This window comes from Streptomyces sp. NBC_01716, assembly GCF_036248275.1.
GTDB lineage: Bacteria > Actinomycetota > Actinomycetes > Streptomycetales > Streptomycetaceae > Streptomyces.
In genome coordinates this window covers 8,361,168-8,377,646 of sequence record NZ_CP109181.1, presented here as the reverse complement: position 1 = coordinate 8,377,646, position 16,479 = coordinate 8,361,168, and the positions used below count along the sequence as shown (strand labels likewise).

General features: G+C 71.4%; 18 protein-coding genes. 10 read left to right on the top strand and 8 right to left on the bottom strand.

Annotation, left to right across the window (positions count from 1 at the left end; genetic code table 11):
- Positions 1–55 precede the first annotated feature (55 nt).
- Positions 56–2,170 carry an elongation factor G gene (gene fusA / locus OIE74_RS37250; protein ID WP_443076328.1) on the top strand — a complete coding sequence of 705 codons (2,115 nt, stop codon included), beginning with the start codon at positions 56–58 and terminating at the stop codon, positions 2,168–2,170.
- A gap of 75 nt (positions 2,171–2,245) precedes the next feature.
- On the opposite strand, the gene OIE74_RS37245 is transcribed toward fusA, so the two are convergent.
- The 4 genes from OIE74_RS37245 to OIE74_RS37230 all read right to left on the bottom strand — a co-directional run bounded on the left by OIE74_RS37245 (position 2,246) and on the right by OIE74_RS37230 (position 6,635).
- On the bottom strand, positions 2,246–3,823 hold the full coding sequence (locus OIE74_RS37245) for an AbgT family transporter (RefSeq protein WP_329391810.1): 1,578 nt from the start codon (positions 3,821–3,823) through the stop codon (positions 2,246–2,248).
- 29 nt (positions 3,824–3,852) lie between these two features.
- The gene (locus OIE74_RS37240; protein WP_329391808.1) at positions 3,853–4,881 is read right to left on the bottom strand and encodes an alpha/beta hydrolase family esterase; all 1,029 of its coding nucleotides are present in this window, start codon (positions 4,879–4,881) and stop codon (positions 3,853–3,855) included.
- A 246-nt stretch (positions 4,882–5,127) separates the two neighbouring features.
- Entirely contained in the window at positions 5,128–5,913 is a 786-nt protein-coding gene (locus OIE74_RS37235; protein ID WP_329391807.1) for a creatininase family protein, read from the bottom strand.
- Complete coding sequence (locus tag OIE74_RS37230) at positions 5,910–6,635, bottom strand: FadR/GntR family transcriptional regulator (protein WP_329391805.1); 726 nt, start codon at positions 6,633–6,635, stop codon at positions 5,910–5,912. Before OIE74_RS37230 ends, OIE74_RS37235 begins: the two co-directional genes overlap by 4 nt.
- Positions 6,636–6,750: 115 nt before the next feature.
- On the opposite strand from OIE74_RS37230, the gene OIE74_RS37225 reads away from it, so the two are divergent.
- From OIE74_RS37225 to OIE74_RS37200, 6 genes are all read left to right on the top strand, one after another.
- On the top strand, positions 6,751–7,053 hold the full coding sequence (locus tag OIE74_RS37225) for a DUF1778 domain-containing protein (protein WP_329391803.1): 303 nt from the start codon (positions 6,751–6,753) through the stop codon (positions 7,051–7,053).
- Positions 7,050–7,436, top strand: a complete 387-nt coding sequence (locus OIE74_RS37220; RefSeq protein ID WP_329391801.1) for a fic family toxin-antitoxin system, toxin component — start codon at positions 7,050–7,052, stop codon at positions 7,434–7,436. The genes OIE74_RS37225 and OIE74_RS37220 overlap by 4 nt, the downstream gene beginning before the upstream one ends.
- Before the next feature lie 125 nt (positions 7,437–7,561).
- Entirely contained in the window at positions 7,562–8,038 is a 477-nt protein-coding gene (locus tag OIE74_RS37215; protein ID WP_329391799.1) for a DUF5709 domain-containing protein, read from the top strand.
- A complete protein-coding gene (locus OIE74_RS37210) occupies positions 8,038–8,736 on the top strand; it encodes a DNA polymerase ligase N-terminal domain-containing protein (RefSeq protein WP_329391796.1) in 699 nt (232 codons plus the stop codon). The genes OIE74_RS37215 and OIE74_RS37210 overlap by 1 nt, the downstream gene beginning before the upstream one ends.
- Positions 8,729–9,094: an MmcQ/YjbR family DNA-binding protein gene (locus tag OIE74_RS37205; RefSeq protein ID WP_329391794.1), complete on the top strand. Its 366-nt coding sequence runs from the start codon at positions 8,729–8,731 to the stop codon at positions 9,092–9,094. The genes OIE74_RS37210 and OIE74_RS37205 overlap by 8 nt, the downstream gene beginning before the upstream one ends.
- Positions 9,095–9,193: 99 nt before the next feature.
- Positions 9,194–10,093 (top strand): alpha/beta fold hydrolase, encoded by a 900-nt coding sequence (locus OIE74_RS37200; protein WP_329391792.1) that lies wholly within the window; start codon positions 9,194–9,196, stop codon positions 10,091–10,093.
- 36 nt (positions 10,094–10,129) lie between these two features.
- Here the strand turns inward: OIE74_RS37200 and OIE74_RS37195 are convergent, their stop codons facing one another.
- Both OIE74_RS37195 and OIE74_RS37190 read right to left on the bottom strand, forming a co-directional pair.
- Complete coding sequence (locus OIE74_RS37195) at positions 10,130–10,735, bottom strand: DJ-1/PfpI family protein (RefSeq protein ID WP_329391789.1); 606 nt, start codon at positions 10,733–10,735, stop codon at positions 10,130–10,132.
- Positions 10,736–10,790: 55 nt separating this feature from the next.
- Positions 10,791–11,768, bottom strand: a complete 978-nt coding sequence (locus OIE74_RS37190) for a GlxA family transcriptional regulator (protein ID WP_329391787.1) — start codon at positions 11,766–11,768, stop codon at positions 10,791–10,793.
- 142 nt (positions 11,769–11,910) lie between these two features.
- Here OIE74_RS37190 and OIE74_RS37185 point away from each other — a divergent pair, with 142 nt between their 5' ends.
- Together OIE74_RS37185 and OIE74_RS37180 are read left to right on the top strand one after the other, a co-directional pair.
- A complete protein-coding gene (locus tag OIE74_RS37185) occupies positions 11,911–13,101 on the top strand; it encodes a S8 family peptidase (RefSeq protein ID WP_329391784.1) in 1,191 nt (396 codons plus the stop codon).
- 209 nt (positions 13,102–13,310) lie between these two features.
- Positions 13,311–13,655 carry a hypothetical protein gene (locus tag OIE74_RS37180; RefSeq protein WP_329391782.1) on the top strand — a complete coding sequence of 115 codons (345 nt, stop codon included), beginning with the start codon at positions 13,311–13,313 and terminating at the stop codon, positions 13,653–13,655.
- A gap of 150 nt (positions 13,656–13,805) precedes the next feature.
- Here the strand turns inward: OIE74_RS37180 and OIE74_RS37175 are convergent, their stop codons facing one another.
- Complete coding sequence (locus OIE74_RS37175; protein ID WP_329391780.1) at positions 13,806–14,678, bottom strand: FkbM family methyltransferase; 873 nt, start codon at positions 14,676–14,678, stop codon at positions 13,806–13,808.
- Positions 14,679–14,945: 267 nt separating this feature from the next.
- Between OIE74_RS37175 and OIE74_RS37170 the strand changes: the two genes are divergently transcribed.
- Positions 14,946–15,833, top strand: a complete 888-nt coding sequence (locus OIE74_RS37170) for an LLM class F420-dependent oxidoreductase (RefSeq protein ID WP_329391778.1) — start codon at positions 14,946–14,948, stop codon at positions 15,831–15,833.
- A gap of 108 nt (positions 15,834–15,941) precedes the next feature.
- Here the strand turns inward: OIE74_RS37170 and OIE74_RS37165 are convergent, their stop codons facing one another.
- Positions 15,942–16,346, bottom strand: coding sequence for a nitroreductase family deazaflavin-dependent oxidoreductase (locus OIE74_RS37165; RefSeq protein WP_329391776.1), 405 nt, complete (start codon positions 16,344–16,346; stop codon positions 15,942–15,944).
- Positions 16,347–16,479: the final 133 nt, after the last annotated feature.

The window sequence follows — 16,479 nt, the reverse complement described above, 5'->3', positions numbered from 1 at the left end:
TCGTCCCGGCAATCGCGTCGCCCTTTTCCCCTGATCACCCGAAAGGCCACGGGCCGTGCGTACCGATCTGCACCGTCAACCCGGTCAACCCACCACCGCGCTCACCAACCCGCTCACCGCCGTCCGGAACCTGGGCATCCTCGCCCATGTGGACGCCGGCAAGACCACCGTCACCGAGCGGATCCTCTACCTCACCGGCACCACCCACAAGCGTGGCGAGGTCCATGACGGCACGACCGTCACGGACTTCGACTCCCAGGAGCGCGACCGCGGCATCACCATCTTCGCCGCGGCCGTCAGCTGCGCCTGGAACGGCCACCGGATCAACCTCATCGACACGCCGGGCCACGTCGACTTCGCCGACGAGGTGGAGCGTTCGCTGCGCGTACTCGACGGCGCCGTCGCGGTGTTCGACGCGGTCGCGGGGGTCGAGCCGCAGAGTGAGTCGGTGTGGCGGCAGGCGGACCGGCACGGCGTGCCCCGGATCGCGTTCGTCAACAAGCTGGACCGCGCCGGGGCCGATCTCGACGCGGCCGTCGAATCGATCCGCCGGCGGCTGCATCCGGCGCCGCTGGTGGTGCAGTTGCCGATCGGCAGCGAGGACGGCTTCACCGGTGTGGTGGACCTGCTCCGGATGCGCGCGCATCTCTGGTCGGGCGGCGCCACCGACTCCTACGAGGAGGGCCCCGTGCCCGGCTCCCTGGTGGCGGAGGCGCTGCGGCGCCGCCGGGTGCTGGAGGAGGCGGTCGCGGAGCTGCATCCTCTCGCGCTGGAAGAGTTCTGCGCGGAATCGACGCTCTCCGCAAGGACGTTGGCCACCGCGCTGCGTGACCTGACCCGTACCGGCGAGGGTGTCGTGGTGCTGTGCGGTTCGGCGTACCGCAACCGCGGGATCGAACCGCTGCTGGAGGCGGTCGTCGCCTATCTGCCGTCGCCGCTGGACGTACCGGCGGTGCGCGGCACGCTGGGCGGCGAGGAGCAGGAGCGGGCCGCCGACCCGGCGGGGCCGTTCGCGGCGCTGGTGTTCAAGGTCAACTCGACCTCCACGGGCCGGCTGACGTATCTGCGGGTCTATTCGGGAACGGTCGGAAAGGGAGAGGCGGTGCTGGACGTGGGCACGCGGCGTACGGAACGGATCAGCCGGATCCTGCGGGTCCAGGCCGATCGTCACGCGGAGGTGGACCGGGCGGTCGCCGGGGACATCGTCGCCGTGATCGGGGTGAAGGCCGCCCGCGCGGGTGCCACCCTGTGCCTGCCGTCGGCTCCCCTGGTCCTCGAACCGCCGGCGGTCGCGGATCCGGTGGTCTCCGTCGCCGTCGAGGCGCGCAGACGCACCGACATCGACCGGCTGGTGACGGCGCTGGTACGGCTGGTCGAGGAGGATCCCTCGCTGGCCGTACGGACCGACTCCGAGACCGGCCAGACGGTGCTGTCGGGAATGGGTGAGCTGCACCTGGAGGTCGCGGTGGAGAAGATCCGCCGCGCCCACGGGCTGGACGTCGGAGTCGGCCGGCCGCAGGTGGCCTACCGGGAGACGGTCGGGCGCGGGGTGTCGGGGCTGGTGTACCGGCACGTCAAACAGGACGGCGGCGCCGGGCAGTTCGCGCATGTCGTCCTCGACACCGAGCCGTTGGAGGCGGCGGCTCCGGACGACCGGGGCGGCTTCGAGTTCCGGTCGGCCGTCGTCGGCGGACGCGTGCCGCAGGAGTACGTACGGGCGGTCGAGGCCGGCTGCCGGGACGCGCTCGCCGAGGGGCCGCTCGGCGGTCACCCGGTGACCGGGGTACGGGTCACCCTGACCGACGGGGCGACCCATCCGAAGGACTCGTCGGAGATGGCGTTCCGTACGGCGGGACGGCTCGCGCTCCGCGAGGCACTGCGGGCCGGCACGATGGTGCTGCTGGAACCGGTGGTCGAGGTCACCGTGACCGTCCCCGACGACGCCGTCGGCGGGGTGCTCGGCGACCTGGCGGCCCGGCGCGGCCGGGTCTCGGGCTCGACGGCACGGGCGGGTACGGCCGTGGTCACCGCGACGGTGCCGCTGGCCGAACTGTTCGGCTACGCGACGCGGTTGCGCAGCCGCACGCGGGGCCGTGGCACGTTCACGGCCCGCCCGACGGGCTACGCCCCGGCCCCGGCCGCGCCGTCCGAACCGGCCGCGCGCCGGTAGCGCCTGAAAGCGGTGGCCCCGCCTGTACGCGGGCGGGGCCATCCTGCGTACGGGCGGGGCCGGCCTGGCCTGCGATCAGCGCACCGGCGCTCCCGGACCCAGCGGTATACCGAACGCCCACCACGCCAGGAACAGCAGCGTCCAGGCCACCGTCATCACGACGGCGAGCGGCAGCGTGTACGAGGCGAGCGTGCCGATGCCCGCGCTCTTCCGGTACCGCTGGAGGAAGCCGAGCGCCATGATGAAGTACGGGCTCATCGGGGTGATGGCCGTGGACCCGGAGTCCGCGATCCGGAACAGCGCCTGCGTCGTCTCCGCCGGCACACTCACCAGCATCAGCATCGGGACGAGCACCGGCGCCGCCAGTGCCCACATCGCCGAACCGCTGGTCACCATCACGTTCACCAGCGTCAGCAGGAGCAGGATCAGCAGGAAGACCACCACGATCGGCAGTCCGCTGGACTGGAGCGCCTCCGCCGCCCTGACCGCGAGCACATCGCCCAGGTGGGTCCAGTCGAAGTACGCGAGGAACTGGGCGATCGCGAAGAAGAGCACCAGCACGGGCGCCATCTGCTTGATGCCCTCGCCCATCAGCCTCGGTACGTCGGCGGCCTTCTTGATCGAGCCGGAGCGCAGGCCGTAGACGATGCCCACCAGTCCGAAGAGGAAGGCGACGACGGCCGCGATGCCGTCCAGGAAGGGGGATTCCACGATGCTGCCGCCGTCGCCCCGCAGCGGGGAGGAGGTCGGCAGAAGCGCCGCCGTCAGGACCACGACGGCCGCGAGCAGCGTGCACACGGCGCGGCGCAGCGCGGAGCGTTCCCGGTCGCTGAGGGTGAGTTGGCCCAGGTCGTCCAGGTCGGCGTCCGGATCGGCGTCCAGGTCGGGCCGCTTGCTGAGCACGTACTTGGTCACCAGCGTGATCACGACGGCGAGCAGGAACGAGGAGGCGATGTTGAAGAACCAGTTGCTCAGCGGCGACACGTACGCGCCGTCCCCGCCGACGATCTGCGCGGCGGCCGTGGTGATGCCCGCGAAGATGGCGTCGTTGGGCGTGGGCAGCGGGCTGGCGTCGTACCCGGAGGCGATCGCGGTGTACGCGACCACGATGCCGAGGATCGGCGAGCGGCCCACCGCGCGGAAGGCCAGACCGCCGAGCGGCACGAGGATGATGTAGGCGGCGGCGGAGGCGACATGGGCGACCGTGCCCGCGAAGGCCACGGCGAACACGACCCACGAAGCCGGTACGCGCGAGACGCCGACCCGCATCAACGCGGCGAGGAATCCGCTGCGTTCGGCGACGGCCACACCCATGATGACGACGACGATGGTCGCCATGGGCGGGAACGTGGCGAAGTTCTCGATCATCGTCGAGACCGCCATGGCGAGTCCGTCGCCGCTGAGCAGGTTCTGTACGGTGACCGTCTTGTCGTCCGCCGGGGAGACGACGGAGACGTCCGCCGCCGCGAGCACGGCGCTGATGACGGCGAGGATCCCGGACAGGATCCAGAACAGCCAGAAGGGGTGGGGAAGGGCGTTGCCTGCGCGTTCGATGACGCCCATGGCACGGATGATCAGCGGCAGCCGGGGCTCTGCGGGGGTCTCGCCCGGTGTGCCGGGGGTACCTGGTGGTGCGGGGTTCTGAGTACTCATGAGCGGCTCTCCTTACTCGGTTCCCGCTGTCAGCGGCCGGCTGATCTCGGGGTCCGGTGCTGGCGCAGGAACTGCCACATCACCTCGTGCGCCTCGATGGTCCCGGTGACGTAGCCGCCACCGCTGTAGCTGTCGGCGCCGGGCCAGGTGTGCCCGCCGTCCGTGATGGCGACATGGCGCACATCGGCGCCCCGGTCGCAGCCGGTGTAGCTGGTGATCGTGATGTCGGGCTCGATCGTGCGCGTGTGCGGCCGGGTGCGGCAGTCGTTGCGGTCGGCCCACGCGGCGGTCCAGTCCGGGATGGCGGGCAGACCGCGCTCGGTGTCCCCCGCGTAGGGGATCGTGACGTCGCCCGTGCCGTGGAAGTCGATGACGGGGACAGGCCGCGAGGGGCGGCAGTTCTCGCCGGTCCCGGGGTAGAACGCGCCGGCCACGGGGGCGATGGCGGCGATCCGGTCGGCCATCCGGCAGGCGAGCAGACCGGTGAAGCCCGCGCCGTTCGACTTGCCGGTGGCATATACGCGTCGTGAGTCGACGCAGAGGGTGGCCTGCAACTCGTCGATCAGGTCACCGGTGAAGGCGACGTCGTCGACTCCGGCCGCGGCGTACGGCGCGCCCTGCCAGGCCTGCCGGTCGCCGTCGCCGGTCCCGATGACGCCGTTGGGGTACGCGACGATCGCGGGCAGGTTCGACAGCCCGGAGAACTCCTCCGTACCGACTCCGGTGTTGCCCCTGCCGTGGAAGGCCAGCACGACGGGCCAGTCGCGGCGCGGGGTGTAGTCGGCGGGCAGATGGAGCTGGTACGTACGGGAGAGCCCGCCGCTCGCGACGGTGCGCAGTTCGCTGGTGCCCGGCTGCTGGGGCGCGGGCTGCCGGCAGCCCTTGGCCGACGCGGAGTTCGATGCGGAGGCGGTGGCCGTGGGCGCGGCGACGGTCGCCGTGACCGGCGCCAACGCCGAACCGACGAGGGCGAGTCCGGCCGCGGCCACCGAGGTACGGAACAGGGCGCGGGCACGGCCCGGAGTCGGGCGTCGGCCGCCGAACGGGGACTGCTTCATTGCAGGCTCCTTCTGCCGTACGGCGCGGGGCGCGCGTACGGCTGGGTGGAATGACGGGTGCGGGAAGTGAAGGTGGGGACGGGAGTGCGGGGACGGTGATGCGGGGGACGGAGGTACGGGAAATCAGCGCGCGGAACCACGCGCGGGGTACGGGGGGGGTGACGGGTGAGGGGCGTGCGCCGCCGGTGGCGGGGGACGGCGCACGCGGGAAGTGGTGGATGCGCGGATGTGCCGGAGGGGGCCCTTCTAGGCGTCCAGCCACTCCTTGACGAAAGACACGATGCGGGACACGGCTGTGTCCACGATCGCCTGCCCCGCGGCGGCGGTGGCCCGGCGCGGGTCGCCGAGCACGCCGATGGAGCTCAGCCGGTCGTAGCTCACCGCGAGCGCGGGGTGGCCGCGCCTGGAGAGCCGGGAGAGCGGATCGAGATCGGCGGTGGCCGTCGATCCGGGTGTGAGCAGGTCGTTGTGCACGAGATGAGGCGCGAGGTACAGCATCTGGGCCGTCTCGGCCTCACCGCTGTGTCCGTGCACCTCGCCGACGCGCATGTCCGCCACGGCCTCGGGCGCCAGCGCGGTGAGCGGCGTCCACGCGAACTCGAGGTCGGGCCGGGTGACGAGCAGGTCCTGCGCGACCGTGGACAGGGTGGCGTTGTTGCCGCCGTGGCCGGTCACGACGAGGATCTTCCGCCAGCCGTGCCGGTACAGGCTGTCGACGTACTCCCGTACGACGGCGGCGAACGTCGTCGTGGAGAGCGTCACCGTACCGGCGAACGCCAGATGGTGGGGGGAGACCCCGACCGGCAGGGAGGGGCCGATCACCGCGCGCCCGCCGAGTTCGGCGGCCACCAGGTCGACCACGGACTCCGCGCGGAGGGTGTCCGTCGCCATCGGCATCCCCGGGCCGTGCTGCTCGAAGGCGCCGGCCGGCAGGATCACGACCGGGCTGGACGTCACGGCTTCGGCCGCCTCCAGGGTCGTCATCTCGCCGAGGCGCGGGGAGTGTTGGGGGGAGGACGGTACGGGGTTCACAGCCGGCCTCCTTCCGGGAGCGCGAGACCGGCGTCCGGCTCGTCCACCGGGAAGTCGGCCGTGCGGACCGCGTCGCGGATCGCCGCCAGATGCGTACGGGTCAGCCGCTCGGCCGCCGCCGCGTCTCCGTCGCGGACCGCGTCGAGGATCTCCAGGTGCTCGGCGTGGTCCCGGGCCCGGTCGTTGTACCGGTGCCGGATCTCCACCTGGTCCCTGGCCCGGACCTGGAGCAGGGCCTCGACGGCCTCACGCAGAAGGGAGTTGCCGCTCGCCGCCGCCAGCGCCACATGGAAGTGCACGGACTGCCGCAGCGATTCCTCCGGCGGATGCAGCGCGTTGGAGGCCGCCGACTCCAAGTCCCGTACGGCTTCGGCCATCCGCACGTTCGCCGCCGCGGCCGCGACGGCCGGCTCCAGGACCAGCCGGGCCTCGACCAGCTCCAGCACCGAGGAGCGGGTGCTGCGCGGCAGATGGGGGTTGGCCATCAGCCGGCGCCCGATACCCGGGCCCACGTACGTGCCGGAACCGTGCCGGAACTCCACCACGCCGGTCGCCTCCAGCCTGCGCAGCGCCTCGCGCACCGTGGGTGTGGTGACGCCGAAGCGGCGGGCGAGGTCACGGGAGGACGCCAGGGCGTCTCCGTGACCGAGGCGTTCCGAGCGGATGATCTCGACGATGTTGTCCGCCAGGCGCTCGGACAACGACAACTCACTGCGACTCATGAAGTGAATAGATCACTTGATCTCTCGCGGTGTCAATGCTCACGACAACGACTTTTGGACGCTTCGATCATTCTCGGCCTGTGGTGGCAGCGGTATCAGTGGTAGCTTCACGCCCATGAGCGAATCCAAGGCCGCGGCCATGAGCCTGCGCTTCCCCGATCCCGGACAGCGGGCCGCGATCGTCGCCGCGGCCAAGGCCGCCGGTGTCAGCCTCCAGGAGTACATCCTGTCGGCCGCGTACGACCGCGCCACCGCCGTGGAGAACACCTTCCTCGAAGGCTTCAAGACGTCGATGGACCGCGCCGGCGACGCGTTCGACGCCGAGCCGAGCGCGATCGACCCCACGCCCGAGCAGCGCGCCGCCGACCGGCGGGCCCGGCGGGAACTCAACGAGCGCGACCGGGGCCACGCCGCGTGAGCGCGAGCGAGCCCGAGCCGAAGATCGATGTGTCCTACCTGCTGCACGCGGCCGAACTGCTGCCCCGCGACCCCCAGGTCGACGACTACGGCCCTCTCCACGCGGCGGTGGCCCGCGTCTACGCGCGCGCCATGGACCGGGACATCTACGGCTCCCCGCACCTCAAGGCCGCCGCGCTGCTCCAGACCCTCAGCCGGCTGCCCTGTCTGGAGCACTCCAACGAGGCCTTCGCCTGGCACTCCTGCGAGGCGTTCCTCTCACTGCACGGGCACCGGCTGGAGTACCCCGCGAAGGCGGCGGTCGCTCTCGTACGCGACGCCGCGTCGGGGACGGTCGGCGTCGCCGGTATCGCCCGCCTTCTGCACGGCTGGACAACCGGCTGACCCGACCCGGCGGACATTTCGGGCGTATTCTGAAGACCTCTCGTCATGTTCCTGGTGGCCCCGATTTCTCACCCTCCAGGTTCCCGAGAGCCCGGCCGGGCACCCGCGCTGGAAAGGATCGAGTCATGGCCGACGAGTCACGAGGCGACGATGTCTACCAGCCCGAGAACTCGGACGTGCAGAACGGCCCCTCCGACGATCTCGATCTGGAGAACGTGATAGACGAGCGCGGACTGGACGACATGATGACGGAGGGGTACTCCCCGCCCGAGCGTCCTCTCGGCGTCAACAAGTACGGGGTCACCGGCGAGGAGCAGCAGGAGGGCGAGACCCTGGACCAGCGGCTCGCGCAGGAGGCCCCGGACGTACGGCCGGAGGCGGGCGACGGCGTCGGTGACCTGCCCGGCGGCGAGGGCGAGCCCAGGGACACGGAGACCGGTGAGGAGCGGGCGGGCCGGCTCCAGCCGGTGGACGACATCGCTCCGCGCCGGCATTCGGACGTGTCGGCGCGCGACGTGGGTATCGACGGCGGCGCGGCGACGGCCGAGGAGGCCGCGATGCACATCTCGCCGGACGAGGAGGACGAGGCGGGCGAGAGCTAGTGGCCCGGGACCCGCTGGCGCGCTACCACGGGAAGCGCCGGTTCGACACCACCGACGAGCCGCGCGGCGAGAGCGCGGGCCCCTCCGAGGAGTTGTCCTTCGTCGTCCAGATCCATGACGCGCGCCGTATGCACTTCGACTTCCGGCTGGAGGTGGACGGCGTACTGAAGTCCTGGGCCGTGCCGAGGGGGCCGTCCACCGACCCCGGCGACAAGCGTCTGGCGGTGCCCACCGAGGACCACCCGCTGGAGTACCGGGAGTACGAGGGCGTCATCGCCTCAGGTGAGTACGGGGCGGGCCCGGTCATCGTGTGGGACCAGGGGACGTACTCGCCGATGGGTGCCGGGAGCCTGGCGGCCTTCGCCGCCGCTCTGGACAGGGGCCACGCCTCGTTCCGGCTGAACGGGCAGAAGCTGCGCGGCGCGTACGCGCTCACCCGCTTCCGTGACGGCAGGGACGGCTCGGGCGAGGCGTGGCTGCTGGTGAAGAAGTCCGGTTCCGGCAGTACGCACGGCGTCCGCGCCACCCCCGACCCACGGCGGGCCCGGTCCGCCCGCACCGGCCGGACACTGAGCCAGGTCGTCCGGAGCGCGCGGGACGACGGAGGTACGCGGGACGACCGGGGTACGCGAGGCCGGACGATGCCGGATCATGGGACCAGCCGCGTCCATCGATCCGAAGGCAACGACCATGCTTGACGCAGACCTTGACCACACAGGTCTCGACGCCGACGACGTCCGCCGCATCGCGATGTCCCTGCCGCGCAGCGTGGAGAAGGAACTCTGGTCCATCCCCACCTTCCATGTCGCGGGCCGGATGTTCGTCACGGTGCCCGACGACGGGACGTCGTTCGCCGTCCGCTGCCCCAAGTTGGAGCGTACGGAGCTGATCGCGGCGGAGCCCGAGAAGTTCTGGGTCCCGCCGCACGAGGCCAACTCCTCTTGGGTACGGGCCCGGTTGGGCGCGCTGGAGGACGAGACCGAGCTGTACGACATCCTGGTCGACTCCTGGAAGCAGGCCGCCCCGACGGATCTCGCGGAGTCCTTCGGGCGCTGACCGGCCGATGAGTTCCGGGGCTCCGGCCGGTCGTCACAGCGACGGAAGCGACAACACGAGAGCGGCCACGGCCGACACCCGAGAACAGTGGAGCCCCGCATGATCCCGAACGACGCCGGGTCCGACAGCGACCTGCCCCGGGGCGCCGAGCGCCTGGTCGAGGCCAACGGCGTACGCCTGTGCGTCCAGACCTTCGGCGATCCCGCCGACCCGACCGTCCTGCTGATCAGCGGCGCCGCGAGCTCGATGGACGGCTGGGACGAAGGGTTCTGCGCCCGGCTCGCGGCCGGCCGCCGCCATGTCGTGCGCTACGACCAGCGCGACACGGGCCGGTCCGTCGTCTCTCCGGCGGGCGCCCCGGACTACACCTTCTCGGACCTGATCGCTGACGCGGTCGGTCTGCTGGACACACTGGGCGTGGACCGGGCGCATCTGGTGGGCATCTCCATGGGCGGCGGGGTCGCGCAGTGCGTGGCCTTCGCGCATCCGGAGCGGGTCGCGACGCTCACCCTGGTCTCCACCAGCCCTGCGGGCCCTACCGGATCGGAGCTGCCGCCCCCGTCGGAGAGCATGCGCGCGGCGTTCGCCGATCCGGCACCCGAACCGGACTGGTCGGACCGCGCGGCCGTGATCGCGTATCTGGTCGCGGGCGAGCGGCTCTTCACCGGTCCGGCGCGGTTCGACGAGGAAGCGGTACGGGAGTTGTCGGGCCGGATCATCGACCGCACCACGGACATCGAGGCGGCCATGAAGAACCACTGGGCGCTCAAGGACGACGAGAACCCCATCACCGTCCGGCCGGCGGAGGTGACCGTGCCCACGCTCGTCCTGCACGGCACCGATGACCCGCTCTTCCCGCTCGGCCACGCGCGGGCGCTGGCCGAGGGAATTCCCGACGCCCGTCTGATCACCCTGGACGGGGTCGGTCATCAGGCGCCTCCGGCCCGTGTGTGGGACACGGTGATTCCCGCCGTGCTGCGCCACACGGACCGGGGCTGACGACCGGCGCGGTGAGTGGCGGGCGCGCCGGTGGGTTCAGTACGCCACCGGCTCGTCGGCCAGATAGGGCGGCGCGGGGTCGTACTGGATGTACCGGCGGACCGCGCGGGCGTGGTCGCGTCCGTGCAGCCGGCCGACCAGCCACAGGGCCATGTCGATCCCGGCCGAGACGCCCTGACTGGTGACCAGGTTCCCGTCCACGACATAGCGGGCGTCACGGACGACGGTGACATCGCCGCGGGCCTGGAGGTCGTCCTCGAAGCCGTGATGGGTGGCCACGCGTCGCCCACGGGCGGGACCGGCCTCGTGCAGCAGAAGAGCTCCTGTGCACACGCTGGTGACCCAGTCGGCGCCGGCGGCGGTCCTGCCGATCCATTCGATCAGCGCGGGGTTGTCCACCTCGCGACGGGTTCCCCGGCCGCCGGGGACGAGCAGCACGTCCAGCCGCGGGCTCTCGCCGAGCGTGTGGTCGGGTACGACCCGCATGCCTTTGCCGCACACGACCGGGTCGGGCCGCTCGGCCACCAGGACGGCCGTGTCGGCCCGGTCGCGCAGCATGGAGGAGACGGTGAACACCTCCCAGGGGCCGACGAAGTCCAGTTCCTCGGCGCCGTCGAAGATCAGCAGTCCGTACGTGGTCATGGGCGGTCCTCGTTCGTCATAAGTGGTCCTTCGTGGTCAACCGCGCCGTCGGGCATCAGGTGTCGGTGTCGCCTTCGGTCGTCCGGAAACGGTTCCGGTAGTCGGTCGGTGTCACCCCGCAGTGGCGGTGGAACGCGCGACGCAGTGATTCCGAGCTGCCGAGTCCGCAGCGGCGCGCGATCGCGGCCACCGGCTCGTCACCACCGGTCAGTGCCCGCTGGGCGGCCTCCACCCGTACGCGCTCCACGTACTCGCCGGGTCCCACCCCCAGCTCCGCGGTGAACCGGCGCTGGAGGTGACGCGGGCTCAGCCCGGCGCGGGCGGCCAGACCGGCGAGGGTGTGCGGCGAGCCGGGATCGGCGTGGACCGCGGATACGGCGGCCCGGACCGGGTCGGTGGCGGGCTGCGCGGACCACAGCGGCACACTGAACTGCGCCTGGCTGCCGGGCCTGCGCAGGAAGAGCACAAGATGCTGGGCGACGGTGTGGGCGACCTCGTGGCCGAGGTCGTCCTCGACCAGCGCGAGCGCCAGGTCCATGCCCGCGGTCACCCCGGCGGACGTCCAGACCCGCCCGTCGCGCACGAAGATCGGCCGAGTGTCCACGGTCAGCCCGGGATGCTCACGGCGCAGCTGACCGTCGCGGCTCCAGTGGGTGGTGACGCGCCGTCCGTCGAGCAGCCCGGCGGCGGCGAGCAGGAACACCCCGCTGCACACCGAGGTGACCCGGCGGGCGGTGGCGCCCGCCCCGGCGATCCACCCGACGAGGTCGGCGTTACGCGCCGCCTCGTCGACTCCTCCCCCGCCGGCGACCACCAAGGTGTCGATCCCGGCGGGATCCAGGTCCGCGATCCCGTGGTCGGCGTGCACCCGCAGACCGCCGGCCGAACGCACCGGGCCCGCGACGGGGGCAACGATCCGGCAGTCGTAGCCGGGCGCTGCCCGGTCCGCCTGCTGGAACACCTCGAAGGGACCAGAGAGGTCGAGCGACTGGAACCCCTCGAAGATCACGAAGACAACTCGTCTGTGCTGCACACCGTCCAGCCTGCGCGTCCGCCGATCGTGTCGTCAACGACGTACCGCCCACACATCACGCCATGGACCGGGCCCATCTGGTCGGGTGAACGACCCGCCAGCCTGCGGATCAAAATAATTTGATCATGTTTGAGTACTTTTCATGAGAAATCGCCTGAAACTCAGCATGTTCCTCGTCGCCACAAGCGCGGTGGTGGTGGCCGCCGGTCCGCTCCCCACCACGGTCCAGCCGGCCTCCGCCGAGACCCACTCCGCGCCGCTGCACCGCTCGGCCGCGCCGCTTCTCAACCGTTACATCGTCTCTGTCGACGCCGCCTTCGACGCGAGCAAACTGCTCAACAGGGCAGGGGTGAAGCCCCTGTTCACGTACACGAGCGTGCTGCGCGGATTCGCCGCCGAGCTGACGCCCACCCAGCTCAAGACCATCCGGGCGACTCCCGGCGTCACCGCCGTCGAGGAGGACTCCGAGATCGAGGCGCTGGAGACCGCTCCGGCGAAGAGCCTGGTGCCCGCCTCGTCCTGGGGGCTGGACCGGATCGACCAGCAGGAACTGCCGCTGGACGGCCGCTACGACGCGAAGAGCACCGGCAAGGGTGTCACCGCGTATGTCATCGACACGGGCATCGACTTCGGCCACGAGGAGTTCGAAGGGCGCGCCAGGCCCGGTTACGACGCCATCGGCGACGGCCGGCAGGGCAAGGACTGCCAGGGCCACGGCACACATGTGGCGGGCACGGTCGCCGGTCGTACGTACGGCGTGGCTCCCGAGGCCGATCTGGTCAGCGTCCGGGTCCTGGACTGCAAGGGCAAGGGCACCTGGTCGGGGATCCTCGCCGGCTTCGACTGGGTCGCCGCCAACGCCAAGCAGCCGGCCGTACTCAACGGATCGCTCGGCGGCCCGAAGTCGGTCGCCGTGAACAACGCGGCGACGGCGCTCTCGCGGCAGGGCGTCCTGCCGGTCCTCGCGGCGGGCAACGACGGGGTGGACGCCTGCTCCGTCTCACCGGCCTCCGCGGAGGGTGTCGTGACGGTCGGCTCGACCGACCGGAACGACAAGCAGTCCGGCTTCTCCAACCACGGGAAGTGCCTGTCGCTGTACGCGCCGGGGGCCGCCATCGTCTCCGCCAAGCTGGGCGGCGGCGACGTCTCGCTGAACGGTACGTCGATGGCCTCGCCGCATGTCGCCGGTGTGGCGGCGCTCTACCAGGCGGAGCACCCGGACGCGAGTCCGGAGGACCTGGCGGAATGGCTCGGCGGCTCGGCCACCGAGAACAGGCTGTCGGCCGTGACCCAGGGCTCGCCGAACCGGCTTCTGTTCACCGACGGGCTCTGACAGAAGGGCTCCGACGGGCAGGAGATCGGGCTGATGATCAGGCCGATGACCGGGTGAGTGACCAGGCCGGAGACCCACATGGCGCACGCAGAATCGTTTCTGCAACCCGCTGTTGGGAGGACGAACCGGGATGTTCGGAGAACATCCACACAGGCCGGGACAGTCTTTCGGCGACCCGTTCCACCCCCACCGCACCAATGGAGTGTCCTGTGCGACTTCGTACCAGTGTGGCTGCCGCCGTCGGCGCCCTCGCCCTCGTCATCGCCCTTCCGGCCTCGGCCGGCGCGGCCCAGGGTGACTTCACCTACCAGCACGGCACCGAGGCCGGCATCTCCGAGACCTCGGCCCTGACGGACCCGCAGAGCGGCGAGTGCATCACGCTGCCCGAGGTCGAGAACGAGACGTCGGAGCCGGCGCACAGCCCCCGCAACAACACGGACGCCACGGCGACCGTCTTCGAGGGCGCCGAGTGCGAAGGCCCCCAGTTCACCCTTCGGCCGGGCGGCGGCCACGCCTCCGAGCGGCTGATGGTCCGTTCGGTCGTCTTCAGCTGACCACCGGCCGACCGACCGGACAACTGAACCGGCGGACCCGGCAGGCCGACCGGGCCGACCGGATCCGCCGACCAGCCGCCCCGGCACGAGCGTCACCGCCCGTGCCGGGGCGGCGCCATGTCCGGCCGGTGCGGCGGGCGGAGGGGCGGGTCAGGAGTACTCCCGCTCCCTCGGCGCGAAGATCAGGTTGCGGCTCTTCTCCGGGCGGTCCCCGGTGATGGGGACGAGCCGGCCGTCCGCCTCCGAGATCCAGCGGAAGGTGTAGTCGAGACCTTCGAAGGGCTCGGTGAGCTTGCCGAGCAACGTCTTGTGCAGGGCTTCGAGAATGATGACCGGGCGATCGCGCTTGATGACGCCGCGCGCTCCGGCGAGGACGCTCGGCTCATGGCCCTCGACGTCGATCTTGATCAGGTCGACCGGGGTGTCGCCCAGGGTCTCGTCCACGGTGAGCAGATGGACGCGAGTGGTGAACGCGCTGGCCGGCGGCTTGGTGAAGTCCTCCAGCGACGAGCCGGTGGAGAGCAGGTTCGACAGCGGGAAGCGGATGTTGATGTCCGCGGTGCCGCCGTGGTCCGAGACGCCGTTCTGGTGCAGTACGAGATTCTTGAGGTTGTTCGCCCGGTGGTTGACCGCCAGCCTCGCGTGGATCGGCGGCACCGGCTCGAACGCGTGAACCGTGGCCTTGGGGGCGGAGAGGGCCGCGATCATGGCGTAGTAACCGACGTGCGCGCCGACGTCCAGGATCGTACGGCTGGTGGCGGCGAGCCGGCTCCAGTGACGCAGGCTCGACGACTCGTAACCGAAGCGGCCGTTCCAGACGGTGTCAAGGGCGACGGCCTCGTCGTTCGCGCAGAACATGACGAACGGCGGACAGTGCTCGGAGTCGATCTCGACCCAGCCGTGGTGCGGGAAGCCCTTGCGGTGCTTGGTAAGAATGTCGGAGGTGGTGACCGGCCTCACCCGCGCCGCCTCCAGCGCCGTCCGCCCGTTCGCCTCCTCCAGATCGCGAATCCGAGTGCCCACTCGCGCACCGGCCGGCCGGCCCGGCCGCGGCCTCCCGGTGCTCGCGCCTGATGAGAACTTACGGAGGATCTTCACGGGGCTCCTATATGTCGTTCAGCCGGCCGGGGGGGTAGGGCGATGTTGTCGACATCGAGTGAGCGGCGGATGTTGGTTTGATGAACGGGCGGGGAACCATCCCGTCACGACGGAGGGGCCCGCCGGCGCCGGCGGAAGGGCGCGCTGGCGGGGCGGCGGGGCACCCGAGAGCCGCTGAGTTACGTTTTCGGTATGCCCTCTGTGAATCACGCACGTTTCGGCAGGATCGGTATCTGGAGTTCGGCCCTGCACCCCTCCGACCCCGACGGCCTCGCCGCCGTCCCGGCGGCCGTCGCCGAGCTCGACGCGCTCGGCTACGGAACGGTCTGGATGGGCGGCAGCCCGTCGCTGGACCAGGTCGCTCCCGTCGTCGACGCGACCCGGCACATCACCGTCGCGACCGGCATCCTCAGTATCTGGGAACACCGGGCCCAGGCCGTCGCCGAGCAGTCGGCGCGGCTCCAGCAGGACGCCGCGGGCCGCTTCGTCCTCGGTCTCGGCGTCAGCCACGGCAGTCTCACCCCCAACTACGCTCGGCCCTATTCGGCCATGGTCGAGTACCTCGACGCACTCGACGCCGCGGCGGCCCCCGTCCCCGCGTCGGGGCGGGTACTCGCCGCACTCGGCCCGAAGATGCTGAAGCTCGCCGCCGGGCGGGCGGCGGGCGCGCATCCCTATCTCGTCACCGCGGAGCACACGGCGGAGGCCCGCGCAGCGCTGGGTCCGGACGCTCTGCTCGCGCCGGAACTCACCGTCGTACTCGACACGGACATCGACGCGGCCCGCGGCGTCGCGCGCGGGATGCTGTCGATGTATCTCCAACTGCCCAACTACACCAACAACCTGCTCCGGCTCGGCTTCACCGAGGGCGACTTCGCGGACGGCGGCAGCGACCGGCTCCTGGCCTCGCTCTTCGCGCTGGGCGACGCCGATACGGTGCGTACGCGGGTCGAGGAGTACGAGAACGCGGGCGCCGACCATCTGGCGCTTCAGGTGCTGGTCGGCGACCGGAGCAAGCATCTGCCCCTCACCGAGTGGCGCACGCTGGCCGAGGCGCTGGAGCTGACACCACGGAGCTGACGGGCGGCCGTCACAGACGAACGCCCGCCCGCGGTGCGGGCGGGCGGCTTCACGGAAGCGAAGAACGCGCCGGCTGCCATCGGCGGCCGGCGCGCACGGCCGAACAGGTCAGACGCGTTCCAGGACGACCACGGGGATCTCCCGGTCCGTCTTGGTCTCGTACTCGTCGTACGCGGGCCAGACCTCGGCCATCCGGCGCCACAGCTCCGGCCGCTCCTCGGCCGTCGCGGTGCGCGCGCGGGCGGCGAAGCGGTCGCCCTTCACCTGTACCCGGACCTCGGGGTCCGCCTGGATGTTGCGGTACCACTGCGGATCCACGTCGGCGCCGCCGTGGGAGGCGACGACCATCACGTCGTCACCGTGGTCACGGTAGATGAGGGGGGTGCTGCGCTGCTCGCCGCTCTTGCGGCCGGTGGTGGTGAGGATCAGCGTGGTCGTGCCGTTCTCCCAGATGTGTCCCACCTCGCCGTCCGTCTCCTGGTAGCGCTTCACATGCTCTTTGCCGAACAGCATCTGCCGTCTCCTTCCGAGGATCGCCTCGCCCGTGGCATCCCGCGTGGGGAGGGCCCCGGGCCCGTGCGAATCCGACCGTAGCAACGGCCGCGCGAGAGCGGCCGTTGTGCGGCGCGCGCCGCGCGCCACGTGT